The 15,654-nt window shown below is 60.0% G+C and carries 11 protein-coding genes; 5 read left to right on the top strand and 6 right to left on the bottom strand.

Translation table 11 applies throughout. The annotated features are described in order from the left end of the window. Positions 1 to 29 precede the first annotated feature (29 nt). A complete protein-coding gene (gene mltF, locus IAI51_RS20045) occupies positions 30 to 1,490 on the bottom strand; it encodes a membrane-bound lytic murein transglycosylase MltF (RefSeq protein WP_187680028.1) in 1,461 nt (486 codons plus the stop codon). Positions 1,491 to 1,775: 285 nt separating this feature from the next. Here mltF and purL point away from each other — a divergent pair, with 285 nt between their 5' ends. Next, positions 1,776 to 5,672, top strand: a complete 3,897-nt coding sequence (gene purL, locus IAI51_RS20040; protein WP_187680027.1) for a phosphoribosylformylglycinamidine synthase — start codon at positions 1,776 to 1,778, stop codon at positions 5,670 to 5,672. A gap of 5 nt (positions 5,673 to 5,677) precedes the next feature. Next, complete coding sequence (locus tag IAI51_RS20035) at positions 5,678 to 5,989, top strand: YqfO family protein (RefSeq protein WP_187680026.1); 312 nt, start codon at positions 5,678 to 5,680, stop codon at positions 5,987 to 5,989. A gap of 548 nt (positions 5,990 to 6,537) precedes the next feature. Here the strand turns inward: IAI51_RS20035 and IAI51_RS20030 are convergent. Next, positions 6,538 to 6,768, bottom strand: coding sequence for a hypothetical protein (locus IAI51_RS20030; protein WP_187680025.1), 231 nt, complete (start codon positions 6,766 to 6,768; stop codon positions 6,538 to 6,540). A gap of 608 nt (positions 6,769 to 7,376) precedes the next feature. Here IAI51_RS20030 and IAI51_RS20025 point away from each other — a divergent pair. The 3 genes from IAI51_RS20025 to IAI51_RS20015 all read left to right on the top strand — a co-directional run bounded on the left by IAI51_RS20025 (position 7,377) and on the right by IAI51_RS20015 (position 9,071). After that, entirely contained in the window at positions 7,377 to 7,736 is a 360-nt protein-coding gene (locus IAI51_RS20025; RefSeq protein WP_187680024.1) for a DUF6124 family protein, read from the top strand. Positions 7,737 to 7,996: 260 nt separating this feature from the next. Next, positions 7,997 to 8,635: a DUF6036 family nucleotidyltransferase gene (locus IAI51_RS20020; RefSeq protein WP_187680023.1), complete on the top strand. Its 639-nt coding sequence runs from the start codon at positions 7,997 to 7,999 to the stop codon at positions 8,633 to 8,635. After that, the gene (locus tag IAI51_RS20015; protein ID WP_187680022.1) at positions 8,619 to 9,071 is read left to right on the top strand and encodes a hypothetical protein; all 453 of its coding nucleotides are present in this window, start codon (positions 8,619 to 8,621) and stop codon (positions 9,069 to 9,071) included. The genes IAI51_RS20020 and IAI51_RS20015 overlap by 17 nt, the downstream gene beginning before the upstream one ends. 77 nt (positions 9,072 to 9,148) lie before the next feature. On the opposite strand, the gene nagE is transcribed toward IAI51_RS20015, so the two are convergent. The 4 genes from nagE to nagA all read right to left on the bottom strand — a co-directional run bounded on the left by nagE (position 9,149) and on the right by nagA (position 15,654). After that, positions 9,149 to 10,864, bottom strand: coding sequence for an N-acetylglucosamine-specific PTS transporter subunit IIBC (gene nagE, locus IAI51_RS20010; protein ID WP_187680021.1), 1,716 nt, complete (start codon positions 10,862 to 10,864; stop codon positions 9,149 to 9,151). Positions 10,865 to 10,887: 23 nt separating this feature from the next. Beyond that, positions 10,888 to 13,401, bottom strand: a complete 2,514-nt coding sequence (gene ptsP, locus IAI51_RS20005) for a phosphoenolpyruvate--protein phosphotransferase (RefSeq protein ID WP_187680020.1) — start codon at positions 13,399 to 13,401, stop codon at positions 10,888 to 10,890. Positions 13,402 to 13,544: 143 nt separating this feature from the next. After that, positions 13,545 to 14,567 carry an SIS domain-containing protein gene (locus IAI51_RS20000; RefSeq protein ID WP_187680019.1) on the bottom strand — a complete coding sequence of 341 codons (1,023 nt, stop codon included), beginning with the start codon at positions 14,565 to 14,567 and terminating at the stop codon, positions 13,545 to 13,547. Further along, on the bottom strand, positions 14,548 to 15,654 hold the full coding sequence (gene nagA / locus IAI51_RS19995; RefSeq protein ID WP_187680018.1) for an N-acetylglucosamine-6-phosphate deacetylase: 1,107 nt from the start codon (positions 15,652 to 15,654) through the stop codon (positions 14,548 to 14,550). The genes IAI51_RS20000 and nagA overlap by 20 nt, the downstream gene beginning before the upstream one ends.

The following is a 15,654-nucleotide window of genomic DNA, read 5'->3' as shown; positions in this document are numbered from 1 at the left end:
TCACTCCTACATTGGATTTGGGGTGTCTGTTACAGGGGAGCAGGTTCTTGAGCGGGTTTCGACTTGTCGATAGCCGGCACATGCAGATTGCCCTCGGCCACTTGATCGCCTTCAAGCTGCGGTTGGGTTACCCAGGTGAGGATGTCGTAATAACGACGGATGTTCGCCACGAAATGCACCGGCTCGCCGCCCCGGGCGTAGCCGTAGCGGGTCTTGCTGTACCACTGCTTCTGCGACAGGCGCGGCAGGATCTTCTTCACGTCCAGCCACTTGTCCGGGTTCAACCCTTCCTTGGCGGTCAGTTTGCGCGCGTCGTCCAGATGGCCGCTGCCGACGTTATAGGCGGCCAGAGCAAACCAGGTGCGATCCGGCTCCTTGATCGAATCGTCGAGCTGATCCTTCATATAGGCCAGGTACTTGGCGCCGCCCATGATGCTCTGCTTCGGATCGAGGCGATTGGACACGCCCATCGCCCGAGCGGTGTTCTGGGTCAGCATCATCAAGCCGCGCACGCCGGTTTTCGAGGTGACTGTCGGTTGCCACAGCGATTCCTGATAACCGATGGCAGCCAGTAGACGCCAGTCGACTTTCTCTTTCTTGGCGTAACTCTTGAAGTGTTGTTCGTACTTGGGCAGGCGCTGCTGCAAGTGCTGGGCGAACGTGGTGGCGCCCATGTAGCCGAGGACGTCGACATGCCCGTAATAGCGGTCTTTGAGGCGTTGCAGGGTGCCATTTTTCTGCACCTTGTCGAGATAGCTGTTGATCTCGTTGAGAAGGCTGTTGTCTTCGCCCGGGCCCACCGCCCAGCTCTGGCTGCGCGCATCGCCGAGGTCGAAGGCCACGCGAATGTTGGTGAAGTACACCTGGTTCATCGCCACTTCGTTGGAGTCGACCAGCGTCAGGTCGATCTGGCCTTCGTCGACCATGCGCAGCAAGTCGACCACCTCAACGGCGTCAGATTCTTCGTACTCGATGCCCGGGTTTTTCTTTTTCAGCTCGGCCAGTTGCTCGGCATGGGTGCTGCCCTTGAGCACCATGATCTTCTTGCCGACCAGATCACCAGCGTCGGTCGGCCGTGACTGGCCATTGCGATAGATGATCTGCGGGGTGACTTCGAGGTAGGAGTGGGAGAACCGCACCTGCGTCTTGCGTTGTTCGCTGCTGACCAGGCCTGCGGCGGCCAGTACCGGGCCGTTCGGCTTGCCGATCTGGTTGAAGAGGTCGTCGAGGTTGTCGGCAGTTTCGATTTTGAGTTCTACACCCAAATCGTCGGCGAAGCGCTTCACCAGCTCGTATTCGAAGCCGGTTTCACCGCTGCGATCCTGAAAGTAGGTGGCGGGGCTGTTTCGGGTAATCACCCGCAGCACACCATCCTCCTTTACGCGCTCGAGTGTGTTGGGTTTATCAACACAGCCACCGAGCATCAGGAAGAGTCCGGTTGCGATCAGCCATTTGGCGTACCGCGGACGCAAAGCCGTTGGGAAAAACATTTGCGCAGTATACGCAAAGGACTGCGGGCGCCATATCTCGACAGCGCAGGGCAGGTCTGCTAGAGATCACAAAACCGGACAAAACCCCGCAGAAATGGGGCCGAAGGGCATTTTGTTACAGTAAAAATAAGCCGTCTTCACAGGCCGGTTAAATTTGACTCACGAATCAGAAACACAGATCGACATGCGAGTGCAACCGTGCGTAGCGTTTCGGGTGATGTTGAAGGCGGTTTAGGCTAGAATGCACGGCCTCAAAGCACACCCCTTCCCGAGGCTGTCCCGAAGATGTTGATCCTGCGCGGCGCTCCTGCCCTTTCTGCCTTTCGCCACAGCAAACTCCTTGAGCAACTGAGCCAGAAGGTTCCGGCTGTCAGTGGCTTGTATGCTGAATTCGCTCACTTCGCCGAAGTCACCGGCGTCCTGACCGGCGACGAACAGCAGGTGCTTGCGCGCCTTCTGAAGTACGGTCCAAGCGTTCCGGTTCAAGAGCCGACCGGCCGTCTGTTCCTGGTGTTGCCGCGTTTCGGCACCATCTCGCCATGGTCGAGCAAGGCCAGCGACATCGCCCGCAACTGCGGCCTGAGCAAGATCCAGCGTCTGGAGCGCGGTATCGCGTTCTACGTGGCCGGTCAGTTCAGCGAAGCCGAAGCGCAGCAGATTGCCGATGTCCTGCATGACCGCATGACCCAGATCGTTCTGGCCAACCTCGAACAGGCTGCCGGTCTGTTCAGCCACGCCGAACCGAAGCCGCTGACCGCGATCGACATCCTCGGCGGCGGTCGCGCCGCGCTGGAAAAGGCCAACACCGAGCTGGGCCTGGCCCTGGCCGAAGACGAGATCGACTATCTGGTCGATGCCTTCAATGGCCTCAAGCGTAATCCGCACGACATCGAACTGATGATGTTCGCTCAGGCCAACTCCGAGCACTGCCGCCACAAGATCTTCAACGCCAGTTGGGATATTGATGGTGAGAACCAGGAAAAAAGCCTGTTCGGCATGATCAAGAACACCTACGTGATGCACAGCGAAGGCGTTCTTTCGGCTTATAAGGACAACGCCTCGGTGATCGTCGGCAACGTTGCCGGCCGTTTCTTCCCGAACCCTGAAACCCGCCAGTACGGCGCGGTGCAGGAGCCGGTGCACATCCTGATGAAGGTTGAAACCCACAACCACCCGACCGCGATTGCCCCGTTCCCGGGCGCATCCACCGGTTCCGGTGGCGAGATCCGCGACGAAGGTGCAACCGGTCGTGGCGCCAAGCCAAAGGCTGGCCTGACCGGTTTCACCGTGTCCAACCTGCAAATCCCTGGCTTCGAACAGCCGTGGGAAGTGCCGTACGGCAAGCCTGAGCGCATCGTCACTGCGCTGGACATCATGATCGAAGGTCCGCTGGGCGGTGCCGCGTTCAACAACGAATTCGGTCGTCCGGCCCTGACCGGCTACTTCCGTACCTTCGAACAATCGATCACCACCCCGCACGGTGACGAAGTTCGCGGTTACCACAAGCCGATCATGTTGGCCGGCGGCATGGGCAACATCCGCGAAGAACACGTCAAGAAAGGCGAGATCGTCGTTGGCTCCAAGCTGATCGTGCTCGGTGGCCCGGCGATGCTGATCGGTCTGGGTGGCGGCGCCGCTTCCTCCATGGCCACCGGCACCAGCTCGGCGGATCTGGACTTCGCTTCCGTGCAGCGTGAAAACCCTGAAATGGAGCGTCGTTGCCAGGAAGTCATCGACCGTTGCTGGCAACTGGGTGACAAGAACCCGATCAGCTTCATCCACGACGTTGGCGCGGGCGGTCTGTCCAACGCTTTCCCGGAACTGGTCAACGACGGCGACCGCGGTGGTCGTTTCGAACTGCGCAACATTCCAAACGACGAGCCGGGCATGGCCCCGCACGAAATCTGGTCCAACGAATCCCAGGAGCGTTACGTTCTGGCCGTTGGCCCGGAAGACTTCGAGCGCTTCCAGGCGATCTGCGAACGTGAGCGTTGCCCGTTTGCCGTCGTCGGTGAAGCCACCGCCGAGCCGCAACTGACCGTGACCGACAGCCACTTCGGCAACAACCCGGTGGACATGCCACTGGAAGTGTTGCTGGGCAAGGCGCCACGCATGCACCGTTCGGTGGTTCGTGAAGCCGAGCTGGGCGATGACTTCGATCCGTCGAACCTCGACATCACTGAAAGCATCGAGCGCGTTTTGCATCACCCGGCCGTGGCGAGCAAGAGCTTCCTGATCACCATTGGCGACCGCACCATCACCGGCCTTGTGGCCCGTGACCAAATGGTCGGCCCATGGCAGGTTCCGGTGGCTGACGTTGCCGTCACCGCCACCAGTTTCGACGTTTACACCGGTGAAGCGATGGCGATGGGCGAGCGTACTCCGCTGGCACTGCTGGACGCCCCGGCGTCGGGCCGCATGGCCATCGGCGAAACCCTGACCAACATTGCCGCTTCGCGCATCAACAAGCTCTCCGACATCAAACTGTCGGCGAACTGGATGTCTGCTGCCGGCCACCCGGGCGAAGACGCGCGTCTGTACGACACCGTGAAAGCGGTCGGCATGGAGCTGTGCCCTGAGCTGGGCATCACCATTCCGGTCGGCAAGGACTCGATGTCCATGGCCACCCGCTGGAATGACAACGGCGAAGAAAAAACCGTGACCTCGCCGATGTCGCTGATCGTGACCGGTTTCGCGCCAGTGGCTGACATCCGTCAGACCCTGACCCCGGAACTGCGCATGGACAAGGGCACCACCGACCTGATCCTGATCGACCTCGGTCGCGGCCAGAACCGTATGGGCGCCTCGATCCTCGCTCAGGTTCACGGCAAGCTCGGCAAACACGCGCCGGACGTCGATGACGCAGAAGACCTGAAAGCCTTCTTCGCAGTGATTCAAGGCCTTAACGCCGACGGTCACCTGCTGGCTTACCACGACCGCTCCGACGGTGGTCTGCTGACGTCCGTGGTGGAAATGGCCTTCGCCGGCCACTGCGGTCTGAGCCTGAACCTCGACAGCGTTGCCGAATCCTCGGCCGAAATCGCCGCCATCCTGTTCAACGAAGAACTGGGTGCGGTGATTCAGGTTCGTCAGGACGCCACGCCAGATATCCTCGCGCAGTTCAGCGCTGCCGGTCTGGGCGACTGCGTTTCGGTGATCGGTCAGCCGATGAACAATGGCCAGATCAACATCACCTTCAACGGTGACACCGTGTTCGAAGGCCAGCGTCGTCTGCTGCAACGTCAGTGGGCTGAAACCAGCTACCAGATCCAGCGTCTGCGCGACAACGCCGACTGCGCCGAGCAAGAGTTCGACGTGCTGCTGGAAGAAGACAATCCGGGCCTGAGCGTCAAGCTCAGCTACGACGTCAACCAGGACGTCGCTGCGCCTTACATCAAGAAAGGCATTCGCCCACAGGTTGCCGTGCTGCGTGAGCAGGGCGTCAACGGTCAGGTGGAAATGGCGGCCGCGTTCGACCGCGCCGGTTTCAACGCGATCGACGTGCACATGAGCGATATTCTGGCCGGCCGTGTCGATCTGAACGAGTTCAAAGGTCTGGTGGCGTGCGGTGGTTTCTCCTACGGCGACGTACTCGGCGCCGGTGAGGGCTGGGCCAAGTCTGCACTGTTCAACAGCCGCGCCCGCGATGCGTTCCAGGGCTTCTTCGAGCGCAACGACAGTTTCACCCTCGGCGTGTGCAACGGTTGCCAGATGATGTCCAACCTGCACGAGCTGATCCCGGGCAGCGAGTTCTGGCCGCACTTCGTGCGCAACCGCTCCGAGCAGTTCGAAGCGCGTGTGGCGATGGTTCAGGTTCAGGAGTCGAACTCGATCTTCCTGCAGGGCATGGCCGGTTCGCGTATGCCGATCGCCATCGCTCACGGTGAAGGTCATGCCGAGTTCTCCAGCGAAGAAGCATTGCTGGAAGCGGATCTGTCCGGTTGTGTGGCGATGCGTTTCGTCGACAACCATGGCAAGGTCACTGAATCGTATCCGGCCAACCCGAACGGTTCGCCGCGCGGGATTACTGGTCTCACCAGCCGTGATGGCCGTGTGACGATCATGATGCCGCACCCGGAGCGTGTGTTCCGCGCGGTGCAAAACTCGTGGCGTTCGGAAGACTGGAACGAGGACGCACCTTGGATGCGTATGTTCCGTAATGCTCGTGTGTGGGTTAACTAAGCGTCGTGTACAAGCTTGGGTTTTTTGTTCCTGACAGTCATGTCGAGGTGGTCAAAGGGGCTGTGTTCGCTGCCGGTGGTGGGCGGATCGGTGACTATGACCACTGTGCTTGGCAGGTGCTTGGGTCTGGCCAGTTTCGGCCTTTGGATGGCAGTCAGCCGTTTATTGGGCAAGCAGGGCAGGTCGAGCGGGTTGAGGAATGGAAGGTTGAGCTTGTGGTGGCGGATGAGTTGATCGTTGCTGTTGTGGCGGCGTTGAAGCTCAGTCATCCGTATGAGACGCCGGCTTATGAAGTGTGGCGGCTGGAGGATTTCTGATCTTTCTGCCGCTGGAATGAAAAACCCGCTGAGAGTGATTTCAGCGGGTTTTTTGTTGCCCCCGATTTGAGGGGTTAGCTCATTCAAATGTGGGAGCCAGCCTGCTGGCGATGGCGCCCTGACAGGCGACCATGTTCTGGCTGACTGGGTGAATATCCATTTCTTCGGGTGCTGCCGCTGGCGGTTTCGCTCTTACAGCGAGTCACTTTGGCAAACGCCCCAAAGTAACCAAAGGTCTGTGCCCCAACGTTCGGCCCACTCGCTAACGCTCGGGGTTCCTTCGCTCCGGGTTTCATCCGGGGGCATCGCCTCCGGTTTGCTTCGCTGCACCTCCTCTCGATGAGTTCGACTTCGTCGAACGGCGCTGCGCGCCTACCCCCCCGGATGAATCCCTCCACTCAGCCTGCCGACGGGGCCTGTGGATCAAGATCAAGAGCTGCAGCCGAGCTAACGCTCATCCTGTTGAGTGGGGCGGCTTTGCCGCAGGGTAGGTGTGCAAATCAAAACTGTGGGAGCTTGCCAGCGATGGCGATTCTGGAGTGACAAAGCTATTCGGCAGGTTTTGCGTTTTGGTTGGCCAGATACTCTTCCAGGGTCAGGTTGCGGTTTCTGTCCTTGTTGTATTCATCCCAAACCCAAAGTCGCATCATTTTTTCAAAGCCTTCGGCGCCGTTGGCGAACTCTTCGAAAGTAAGGACTCCGTCCTTGTTTGCGTCCAGAGATTTGTAGGTTTCTATCAGATGCTTTAGTTGTTGTTCGTCCGTCATTTTGTCAGCCATGTCGCAGCCATCCTTTATGAATTAAGTGCAGGGTTATCGAGGCTACGACATAAAAACTGCCTGATTCAGTCAACGTAATAACGTCGGTCGAGGCGGTCAACTGTCAGACCTGACAGTTGACAGTGCCGACAATGTGGGGGCGATTTCATTCCTGAATGCACCGGCTCACGTGTAGGAGCTGCCGAAGGCTGCGATCTGTTGATCCTGCTTTTGATGTTGAAACGTCAAAGTCAAAAGATCGCAGCCTTCGGCAGCTCCTACACGAGGGAGGCGATTCGCGTTGTTTAACTCGATGTGAGATCACCAGAACCTTCCCACAAGGTTTTCAGGTTGTCCGTCGGACGTCGGATCTCTAGTCTTTGGCTGTCACTGAATGTTCAGTGATCGGGTGTGAGAACTCGGGTAAGTGTCATTCCAGCGCCAGTAGTCCCATAATTGCCGCCAGCTAATTCGCTGCTGCATTGTTATGGCGGCTATGTGCGGGCGGACTTCGGTCCGGCCGGAGGTTTGCTGGTCTTTGCCCGGTTTCTCACCTCGCACATAGCTGCCACCCAATTCGCCGCGTGAGAAACGGTATTTGGATGGCTCGAAACAGCAAGGACCGATCCATGACTAAAATCGCACCCGATCCACCCGAAACCAAAACCCCACTCGAAGAAGCCCTCCGTGCCGAAGACCAGGCCCGAAACCGCGAAGCCATCAAACGCGCTCTCGACTTCTACCTGTGCCCCGAACCCGCAAAGCCGCGCCGACCGAGCTCCATGTTCATGGTCTGCCCCGAAGTCGATACCGAAAGCCTGCTCGCCCACGCCTGTGAGTCATTAGCCTCGGCAAGCACCGCCGCCAGCAACTTTGCCAATGAGCTAAGCGGTTCTCAGCGCAGCACGGTATTAGGCATCCAGCAAATCGTCATGCTCGCCGAACTGGCTGTCAGCCGGGCACTGGATCGAGTCGACCCACAAACCTGACGACCGCGTCATCGTTCATCGCCAGCAGGCTGGCTCCCACATTTGAAACGCATTCCCTTGTGGGAGCCGGCTTGCCAGCGATGAGGCACTGACAGGCGTCAGACGAGTTTCAGAGCGTCAGCAAACTCGGGAATTTTCCTACCAATCTTTCAGGTTGTCCCTCGGAAGTCGCATCCATACCTTGATCTGTCTCTGGCAAACAGCGAGCTGGGTAACAGGCTGTATCGCGTGAGCCATCGACATGACTTTGAGGTTCAAAAATGGAATTGCTACCTGTGGTCACTCCCCGCATCAACGCGAATACTGCCTTGGGAAAGGCATTGGTTTCGATGTTCAAATCAGTCGAAGCAGAATTGACGCAGGAAAATGCCGATCCGGGTGCAGTCAAAATCATCGTCTTTGGTGGTTGCGCCGTACATCTCTACACAAATCATCGTGTTTCCGTGGATGTCGATGCGGAGATTTATGAAGCTTGCCTTCCGCCAGGGTTCGACCTTCAAGCGCTTCTTGCTCAATTTCCGGAGCCTTTTATCGACGAACGCTCCGCTCGAGTGATGGAGCTGAACTACGACCTTCAGTACAACACAAGTTTTGGCCTGATCCATGAAGACTACTGGGCGCGAAGTATTCCCATGACTGAGTTTCCGGAGACGTCCCCGCTCCAGATTCACATCGCTGCTCCGGTGGATATTGCAATTACAAAACTTGGCAGGGCTACCGATCACGACGTTGCGGACATCAAGGCGCTTCTTAGGGCCGGTTTCATTCTGGCGAGTGATTTCCGGTGTCTGGCATTGCAAGCAATTGATGTATATGTTGGCAACAAAGAGCAACCTGCCTCAGTGCTCACCAATATCTTGCAGGACTACCTGGAGGAACCAGATGTCCAACTCTCTTGATGATCATGTCCTCTCTTCGGCATTGGATACGTTGGTCAGAAGACCGCTGGATCAAGCCGATGGGACAGCGCTGGTCAATGCAGCCAAAGAGGTCTGGTATTCAACATCCGATCTTGAGAGTGAGATATCAACATTTCTCAAATTTCACAGCGATGAAGTCGAGCTGCGCCGAGCGGCTTATCTACTGGAGCGATTTACTCGTTTCGCATGTGTATCGGATAGCCGCGTGTCGGAAACGCTCCATGCACTCGAGCTTTTCGCCGCCAAAACACCCAAGCAACACGTCGTTTCTCAACCCGCTGTTTTATTACGCAATCGTCGCGACGAGTTGGCGGTTGCTTGGGGTTTGACGGAAAGTCTGGGTTTGAAGGTTCAGGCGCTCATGCCGTACCAGACTCGGCATTACGAGGCGGAACAGCGCGCAAGAATGTCCTGAACTTGAGCTGCATGAAAAACCCGGCCAACGCCGGGTTTTTTGTATCAGTTGTTTCGAGTAGAGCCTGATGTAAAGGCTCAGACCTTGGCACTGACCTCACTGCGACTGACCAGCGCCTCAATCGCCCCACTCAAACTCGCCGCCTTATCCCCCACCAACAAATGCCAGACCCCACCCTCCAACTGGCTGACACCCTGACAACCCAGCTCTTTCAACTGCGCCTCAGACAGCGCCTTGCCATCCGCCAGCAGCAAGCGAATCCGGCTCATGGCGATGCAATCGAGTTGCAGCACGTTGTCGCCGCCGCCCAGCGCATTCAGCCATTGCTGAGCTTCGGAGCCTGCGACCACAACCGCTTTCGGTTCATCGGCAACGGCAACAGGCTCAGCAAGAACCGCACGCCCCAACGCCGGCATCGCCAGGCGAATCTCATCTGCAATGCTGTCAGCCATCGGCCCGACCACAACTTGCAAACTGCCACCCTTGCCCGGGCGCACGACTGCCATTGCGCCGAGCGCTTTCAGATCTGCATCGGATGCTTTGTTGCGATCGACCATTTCCAGTCGCAACCGCGTGGTGCAGGCACCGACAGTCACAAGGTTCTCTGCACCACCGAGGGCTTTGATGTAGGCCCCGGCTCGTTGGTTTTCGGTGAGGACGGCTTTCTCAGCGGTCGCCACATCCTCACGCCCCGGCGTTTTCAGATTGAAGCGACGAATACAGAAATCAAACACCACGTAATACACAACCGCGTACGCCAGCCCGACAGGGACCACCAGCCAGCCGTTGGTGGACTTGCCCCAGCCCAGCACCATGTCGATAAACCCGCCAGAAAACGTAAAGCCCAAATGGATGTTCAGCGCATTGGTGATCGCCATCGACAACCCGGTCAGCAGCGCGTGCAGCAGGAACAGCAGTGGCGCCAGAAACATGAAGGCGAATTCAATCGGCTCGGTCACGCCGGTCAGGAATGAAGTCAGGGCCATCGACAGGAAGATCCCGCCCATGACCTTGCGCCGCTCCGGCAGCGCGTTGCGATACATCGCCAGGCACGCGGCGGGGAGGCCGAAGATCATCATCGGGAACATGCCGGTCATGAACTGGCCACCCTTCGGATCGCCAGCGAAGTAGCGCGACAGGTCGCCGGTCACCAGTGCGCCAGTAGTCGGATCGGTGAAGTTGCCGAACACGAACCACGCCATGTTGTTGAGGATATGGTGCAGGCCGGTGACGATCAGCAGGCGGTTGAACACGCCGAAGACGAAGGCACCGAGGCTGCCGCTTTCCATCATCAGGGCGCCGAAGCTGTTGATGCCGTGCTGGATCGGCGGCCAGATGTAGCCGAACACCACGCCCAGGCCGACTGCGGCGAAACCCGTGACAATCGGCACAAACCGCCGGCCACCGAAGAACGCCAGATACTCAGGCAGTTTGATGTCCTTGAAGCGGTTGTACAGCGCGCCGGCCATCAGGCCGCTGACAATGCCGGCGAGCATGCCCATGTTGATGCTCGCGTCGAGCACTTTGAGGGTGGAGATCATCACCAGATAACCGATCACCCCGGCCAGGCCTGCGGTGCCGTTGTTGTCCTTGGCGAAGCCGACGGCGATGCCGATGGCGAAGATCATCGCCAGGTTGGCGAAGATCACTTGGCCGGCATCGTGAATGATCGCGATGTTGAGCAGGTCGGTGTCACCCAGACGCAGCAGCAGACCGGCAATCGGCAGGATCGCGATCGGCAGCATCAGCGCGCGGCCGAGGCGTTGCAGGCCTTCGATGAAGAGTTGGTACATGGCGGTTCTCCTTCTTGTTGTTATTAGCGCAGAGGCCATTGTTGATGGCAGGCGTGACGCACCGCCGCAGCGCTGCTCAGCTTGAGCAGGTCACGGGCGAGGCGTTGGCATTCGGCTTCGTGCAACTGGCGCACGCGATCCTTGATTTCACCGATCTGCACCGGGCTGACCGACAGTTCGGTTACGCCGAGGCCGATCAATACCGGCGTTGCCAGTGGATCAGAGGCCAACGCACCGCACACGCCGACCCACCGTTTGTGCACCGCCGCGCCTTCGCAGGTCATGGCGATCAGGCGCAGCAGCGCCGGGTGCAAAGCGTCGACTCGTGCGGCGAGGCCGGCGTGGTCGCGATCCATGGCGAGGGTGTATTGGGAGAGATCGTTTGTGCCGATCGACAGGAAGTCTGCGTGCTCGGCCAGTTGTTCGGCTTGCAGTGCGGCGGCCGGGACTTCGATCATCACGCCGATTTCCGGGCGTTGTGTGATGTTCAGTTCCAGGCACAACGCATCGACGCGTTCGCGAATGTGCAGCAATTCGTCGACTTCGGTGACCATCGGCAACAGGATTCGGCAACGCTGCAACGGGCTGACTTGCAGCAGCGCGCGCAGTTGCTGATCGAGAATTTCCGGGCGGGCCTGAGCCAGACGAATACCGCGCAAGCCGAGCACCGGGTTGGCTTCGGCGGGCAGTGGCAGGTAGTCGAGTTGTTTGTCGCCGCCAACGTCGATGGTGCGGATGATCACTGACTTGTCGCCCATCGCATCGATGACGGCTTGATAGGCGGCGCGCTGTTCTTCGACGTCTGGCGCGGTCTGGCGATCGACGAACAGGAATTCGGTGCGCAGCAGACCGACGCCGTCGGCACCGTTGGCAAAGGCGTCCGTTGCTTCAGCGCTGGAGGCGACGTTGGCGACCACTTCGATGGCCACGCCATTGCGTGTTTCGGCCGGCAGGTGCGCCTTGGCTTGTTGCGCGTCGCGGCGTTGCTGGCGATCGATTTGCGCTTGTTGAACTTCGGCCAGTCGTTCTGCATTGGGTGTCAGTTCAAGGCGACCGTTATCGGCGTCGAGCACCACCGCTTGGCCTTGTGGTTGTTCAAGCAATGCCGAACCCAAAGCAACCATGCACGGCAAACCTTTGCCCCGCGCCAGAATCGCTACGTGGGAGGTCGCGCCGCCCTCGGCCATGCACAACCCGGCGACACCTTGGGCGCTGAGTTGCAGCAGATCCGACGGGGTCAGTTCATGCGCGGCGACAATGGCGCCGGCCGGCACGTCGTAATGCCAGGCTTCGCCGAGCAGGGCACGCAGCACGCGTTGCTTGAGGTCGCGCAGGTCGTTGGCGCGTTCGGCCAGCAGCGCGCTGCCGGTTTGCTGGAGCACTTCGCACTGCACATCAATCGACTGGCTCCAGGCGTGAGTCGCGGCAGTGCCTTGCTCGATGAATTGTTGCGCAGCGTCGAGCAGGGCCGGGTCTTCCAGCAGCGCCATGTGTGCGGCGAAGATTGCTTCTTCGTCGGTGTTTTTGTGCTTTTTCGCCTGGGCGAGGGTGCCGTCGATTTCGCTGCGTACCTGATTCAGCGCGGCTTCAAGTTTTTCCAGTTGCTCAAGCGGAGCATGATTGCCCGCATCCGCCGGCAAGTTGATTGCGTTCAAACGAAACAGCGGCCCACCGATCAATCCCGGCGCAGCGCACACGCCATGCAACACGCCAGCCTCGGCCGGGCGTTTGCGCGGTGCTGCGCTGACCGGGGCGCTTGCGTGATGATCGTCCGGCAGGGCGGTGGCCAAAGCCGTGAGCAAGGCTTGCAGCGCGGCTTCTGCGTCCGGACCCTGACAACTGACTTGTACTTCGTCCTGCTCGCCGACCGCCAGCCCCATCAACCCGATCAGGCTGTTGCACGGCGCCGTTTTGCCGGCGAAGTGCAGCTGCGACTGGCTCTTGAAGCCTTGTGCGGTCTGGCGAATCAGCGCGGCGGGGCGGGCATGCAAACCGCCGCGATGAGCGACCAGCACATGCCCGTGAACCTCAGGCCCGCCGAGTTCTTCAGCGTTGGTCGCCGCACTGTGGCGCGCGATGATGTGCAACAACGGCTCGCCAACCTTCACTGCTTTGAGGGTGATTGGCCGCACTTGAAAATCCTGGCTGTTGGTCAGGATCAACAAGCTGACCAGGCTTTTGCACTGCTGGCCGACCTTGTCCAGGTCATAGCGCAACAGCGGCTGACCCTGGGTGACGCGCAAACCTTCCTTGACCAGCATCGAGAAGCCTTCGCCGTTCAATTCAACGGTGTCGAGACCCAGGTGCAGGAGGATTTCCGCGCCATTGTCGGCACGCACGGTGAGGGCGTGACCGGTACGCGCGACATGGATGATCACCCCGGCACACGGCGAATACAGGGTGTCGTTCAACGGGTCGATGGCAATGCCATCGCCCATCGCGCCGCTGGCGAACACCGCGTCCGGGACTTTGGCGAGCGTGAGCACCGGGCCGCTGAGCGGGGCGCTGAGGGTCAGCTCTTTATTGTTGTTGTGCATGGCTCGGTCTCATCAGTTAAAACTCGGTTCGGTGTCCGTTTGTAGGAGCTGCCGCAGGCTGCGATCTTTTGATCTTGTTTTTCGGAAGGTCAAAATCAAAAGATCGCAGCCTTCGGCAGCTCCTACATGTCGCTCATCGGTGGTCAGTGCGTGCGGGTCACTTTGCTCAAGTGGCGCGGCTGATCCGGGTCCATGCCTCGGGCTACGGCCAGGCCTGCAGCCATCACGTAGAAACTCTGGATCGCCAGAATCGGGTCGAGGACCGGGTGTTCGGCGCGGCTCAGGGTCAGGTCGCGTTCGCTCACATCGTCCGGCGCGGCCAGCAAGACGCGGGCGCCGCGTTGGCGCATTTCCGCCGCCAGACTCAACAGCCCGGCCTGTTCGGCGCCGCGTGGTGCGAAGACCAGCAGCGGGTAGTGTTCGTCGATCAGCGCCATCGGGCCGTGACGGACTTCGGCGCTGCTGAAGGCTTCGGCCTGGATCGCCGAGGTTTCCTTGAACTTCAGCGCCGCTTCCTGAGCGATGGCGAAACCGGCACCGCGACCGATCACCATCAGGCGTTCGCAATCGCGCAGGGCATCAATGGCCACGCTCCAGTCCTGTTGCGCCGCTTCGCGCAGGCCTTCGGGCAGTGCGTTATGGGCTTGCAGCAATTCGTTGTCCTCTTTCCAGTGCGCGATCAGACGAGCGCTGGCGCTGAGGGTGGCGATGAAACTCTTGGTCGCGGCGACGCTGCTTTCAGTACCGGCGAGCAGCGGCACGCTGAATTCACACGCGGCTTCCAGCGGCGAGTCGGCGGCGTTGACCATGGAAACGCTGAGCGCCCCACGCTTGCGCAGCAGACGCAGACTGTTGACCAGATCCGGGCTCTGACCGGACTGCGAGAACGCGAAGGCGACCTGTCCGCTAACCTTCAGCGGCGCCTGCTGCATGGTCACCACCGACATCGGCAACGACGCCACCGGCACGCCCAACTGCTGCATGGTCAGGTAGGCGAAGTAGCTCGCCGCGTGGTCGGAACTGCCGCGCGCGACGGTCATCGCCACTTGCGGCGGCTGACGGCGCAGGCGCCCGGCGATCTCGATCAGTTGCGGGTCGAGTTGTTGCAGCTGGGCCTGCACGGCCTCGAACGAGGACAGCGCCTCTTCAAGCATTTTTGAAGTCAATGTCTTCTCCTTCGACCATGACGGCGGTCAGTGTGAGTGAGCGATCCAGCCGCACGCAGTCGGCCCAGGCGCCTGGTTCAAGGCGCCCGCGTTCGGTGATGCCGAGGTAGTCGGCGGGGAATTGCGAAAGTCGTTGCGAGGCTTCGGCGATGGGCAAACCGATCTTCACCAGGTTGCGCAGGGCCTGATCCATGGTCAGGGTGCTGCCGGCCAGCGTGCCGTCGGGCAGGCGCACGCCGCCCAGGCATTTGGTCACGGTGTGGCTGCCGAGCTTGTATTCACCGTCGGGCATGCCAGCGGCGGCGGTCGAGTCGGTGACGCAATACAGGCACGGGATCGAGCGCAGGGCCACGCGGATGGCGCCGGGGTGTACGTGGAGCAAATCCGGAATCAGCTCGGCGTACTTGGCGTGGGCCAGTGCCGCGCCGACGATCCCCGGCTCGCGGTGATGCAGCGGGCTCATGGCGTTGTACAAATGGGTGAAACTGGTGGCGCCGGCATCGAGTGCTGCGACACCTTCCTCGTAACTGCCGAGGGTGTGGCCGATCTGCATGCGGATGCCACGGCGGCTGAGTTCACGGATCAAAGCGTCGTGGCCGGCGATTTCCGGGGCGATGGTGATGACCCGGATCGGCGCCAACGCCAGATACTCTTCGACTTCGGCCATCAACGCGGTGTGGGCGAAGTTTGGTTGCGCGCCGAGTTTGCCGGGGTTGATGTAGGGGCCTTCGAGGTGCACGCCCAGGACTCGGGCACTGTTGGCCGGGCGCTGTTCGCAGAATTCGCCGACTGCCTTGAGTACGCTGGAAATCTCGGCACTCGGTGCGGTCATGGTGGTGGCCAGCAGCGAAGTGGTGCCGAAGCGCACGTGGGTTCTGGTGATGGTCTCGAAAGCGCTGGCGCCTTCCATGATGTCTTTGCCGCCACCGCCGTGAACGTGCAGGTCGATGAAGCCCGGCAGCAGATAAGGCAGGTCGTTGTCCGCCGGATCGCAAGGCACGCCTTCGATCGACACGACTTTGCCGTGTTCGTGAATCAGCCGGCCGCGAACCCAGCCGTGAGCGGTGAGGATGTTGTCTTCAGACAT

This window comes from Pseudomonas sp. N40(2020) (assembly GCF_014472415.1).
GTDB lineage: Bacteria > Pseudomonadota > Gammaproteobacteria > Pseudomonadales > Pseudomonadaceae > Aquipseudomonas.
The sequence above is the reverse complement of the archived record's forward strand: the minus strand, read 5'-3'. Positions and strand labels throughout refer to the sequence as shown.

Coding starts and splice junctions, on each gene's coding strand:
- IAI51_RS20030 (WP_187680025.1), bottom strand. CDS start 6,768: ATGGCTGACAAAATGACGGACGAACAACAACTAAAGCATCTGATAGAA.
- IAI51_RS20020 (WP_187680023.1), top strand. CDS start 7,997: ATGGAATTGCTACCTGTGGTCACTCCCCGCATCAACGCGAATACTGCC.
- IAI51_RS20025 (WP_187680024.1), top strand. CDS start 7,377: ATGACTAAAATCGCACCCGATCCACCCGAAACCAAAACCCCACTCGAA.
- mltF (WP_187680028.1), bottom strand. CDS start 1,490: ATGTTTTTCCCAACGGCTTTGCGTCCGCGGTACGCCAAATGGCTGATC.
- ptsP (WP_187680020.1), bottom strand. CDS start 13,401: ATGCACAACAACAATAAAGAGCTGACCCTCAGCGCCCCGCTCAGCGGC.
- nagA (WP_187680018.1), bottom strand. CDS start 15,654: ATGTCTGAAGACAACATCCTCACCGCTCACGGCTGGGTTCGCGGCCGG.
- nagE (WP_187680021.1), bottom strand. CDS start 10,864: ATGTACCAACTCTTCATCGAAGGCCTGCAACGCCTCGGCCGCGCGCTG.
- purL (WP_187680027.1), top strand. CDS start 1,776: ATGTTGATCCTGCGCGGCGCTCCTGCCCTTTCTGCCTTTCGCCACAGC.
- IAI51_RS20015 (WP_187680022.1), top strand. CDS start 8,619: ATGTCCAACTCTCTTGATGATCATGTCCTCTCTTCGGCATTGGATACG.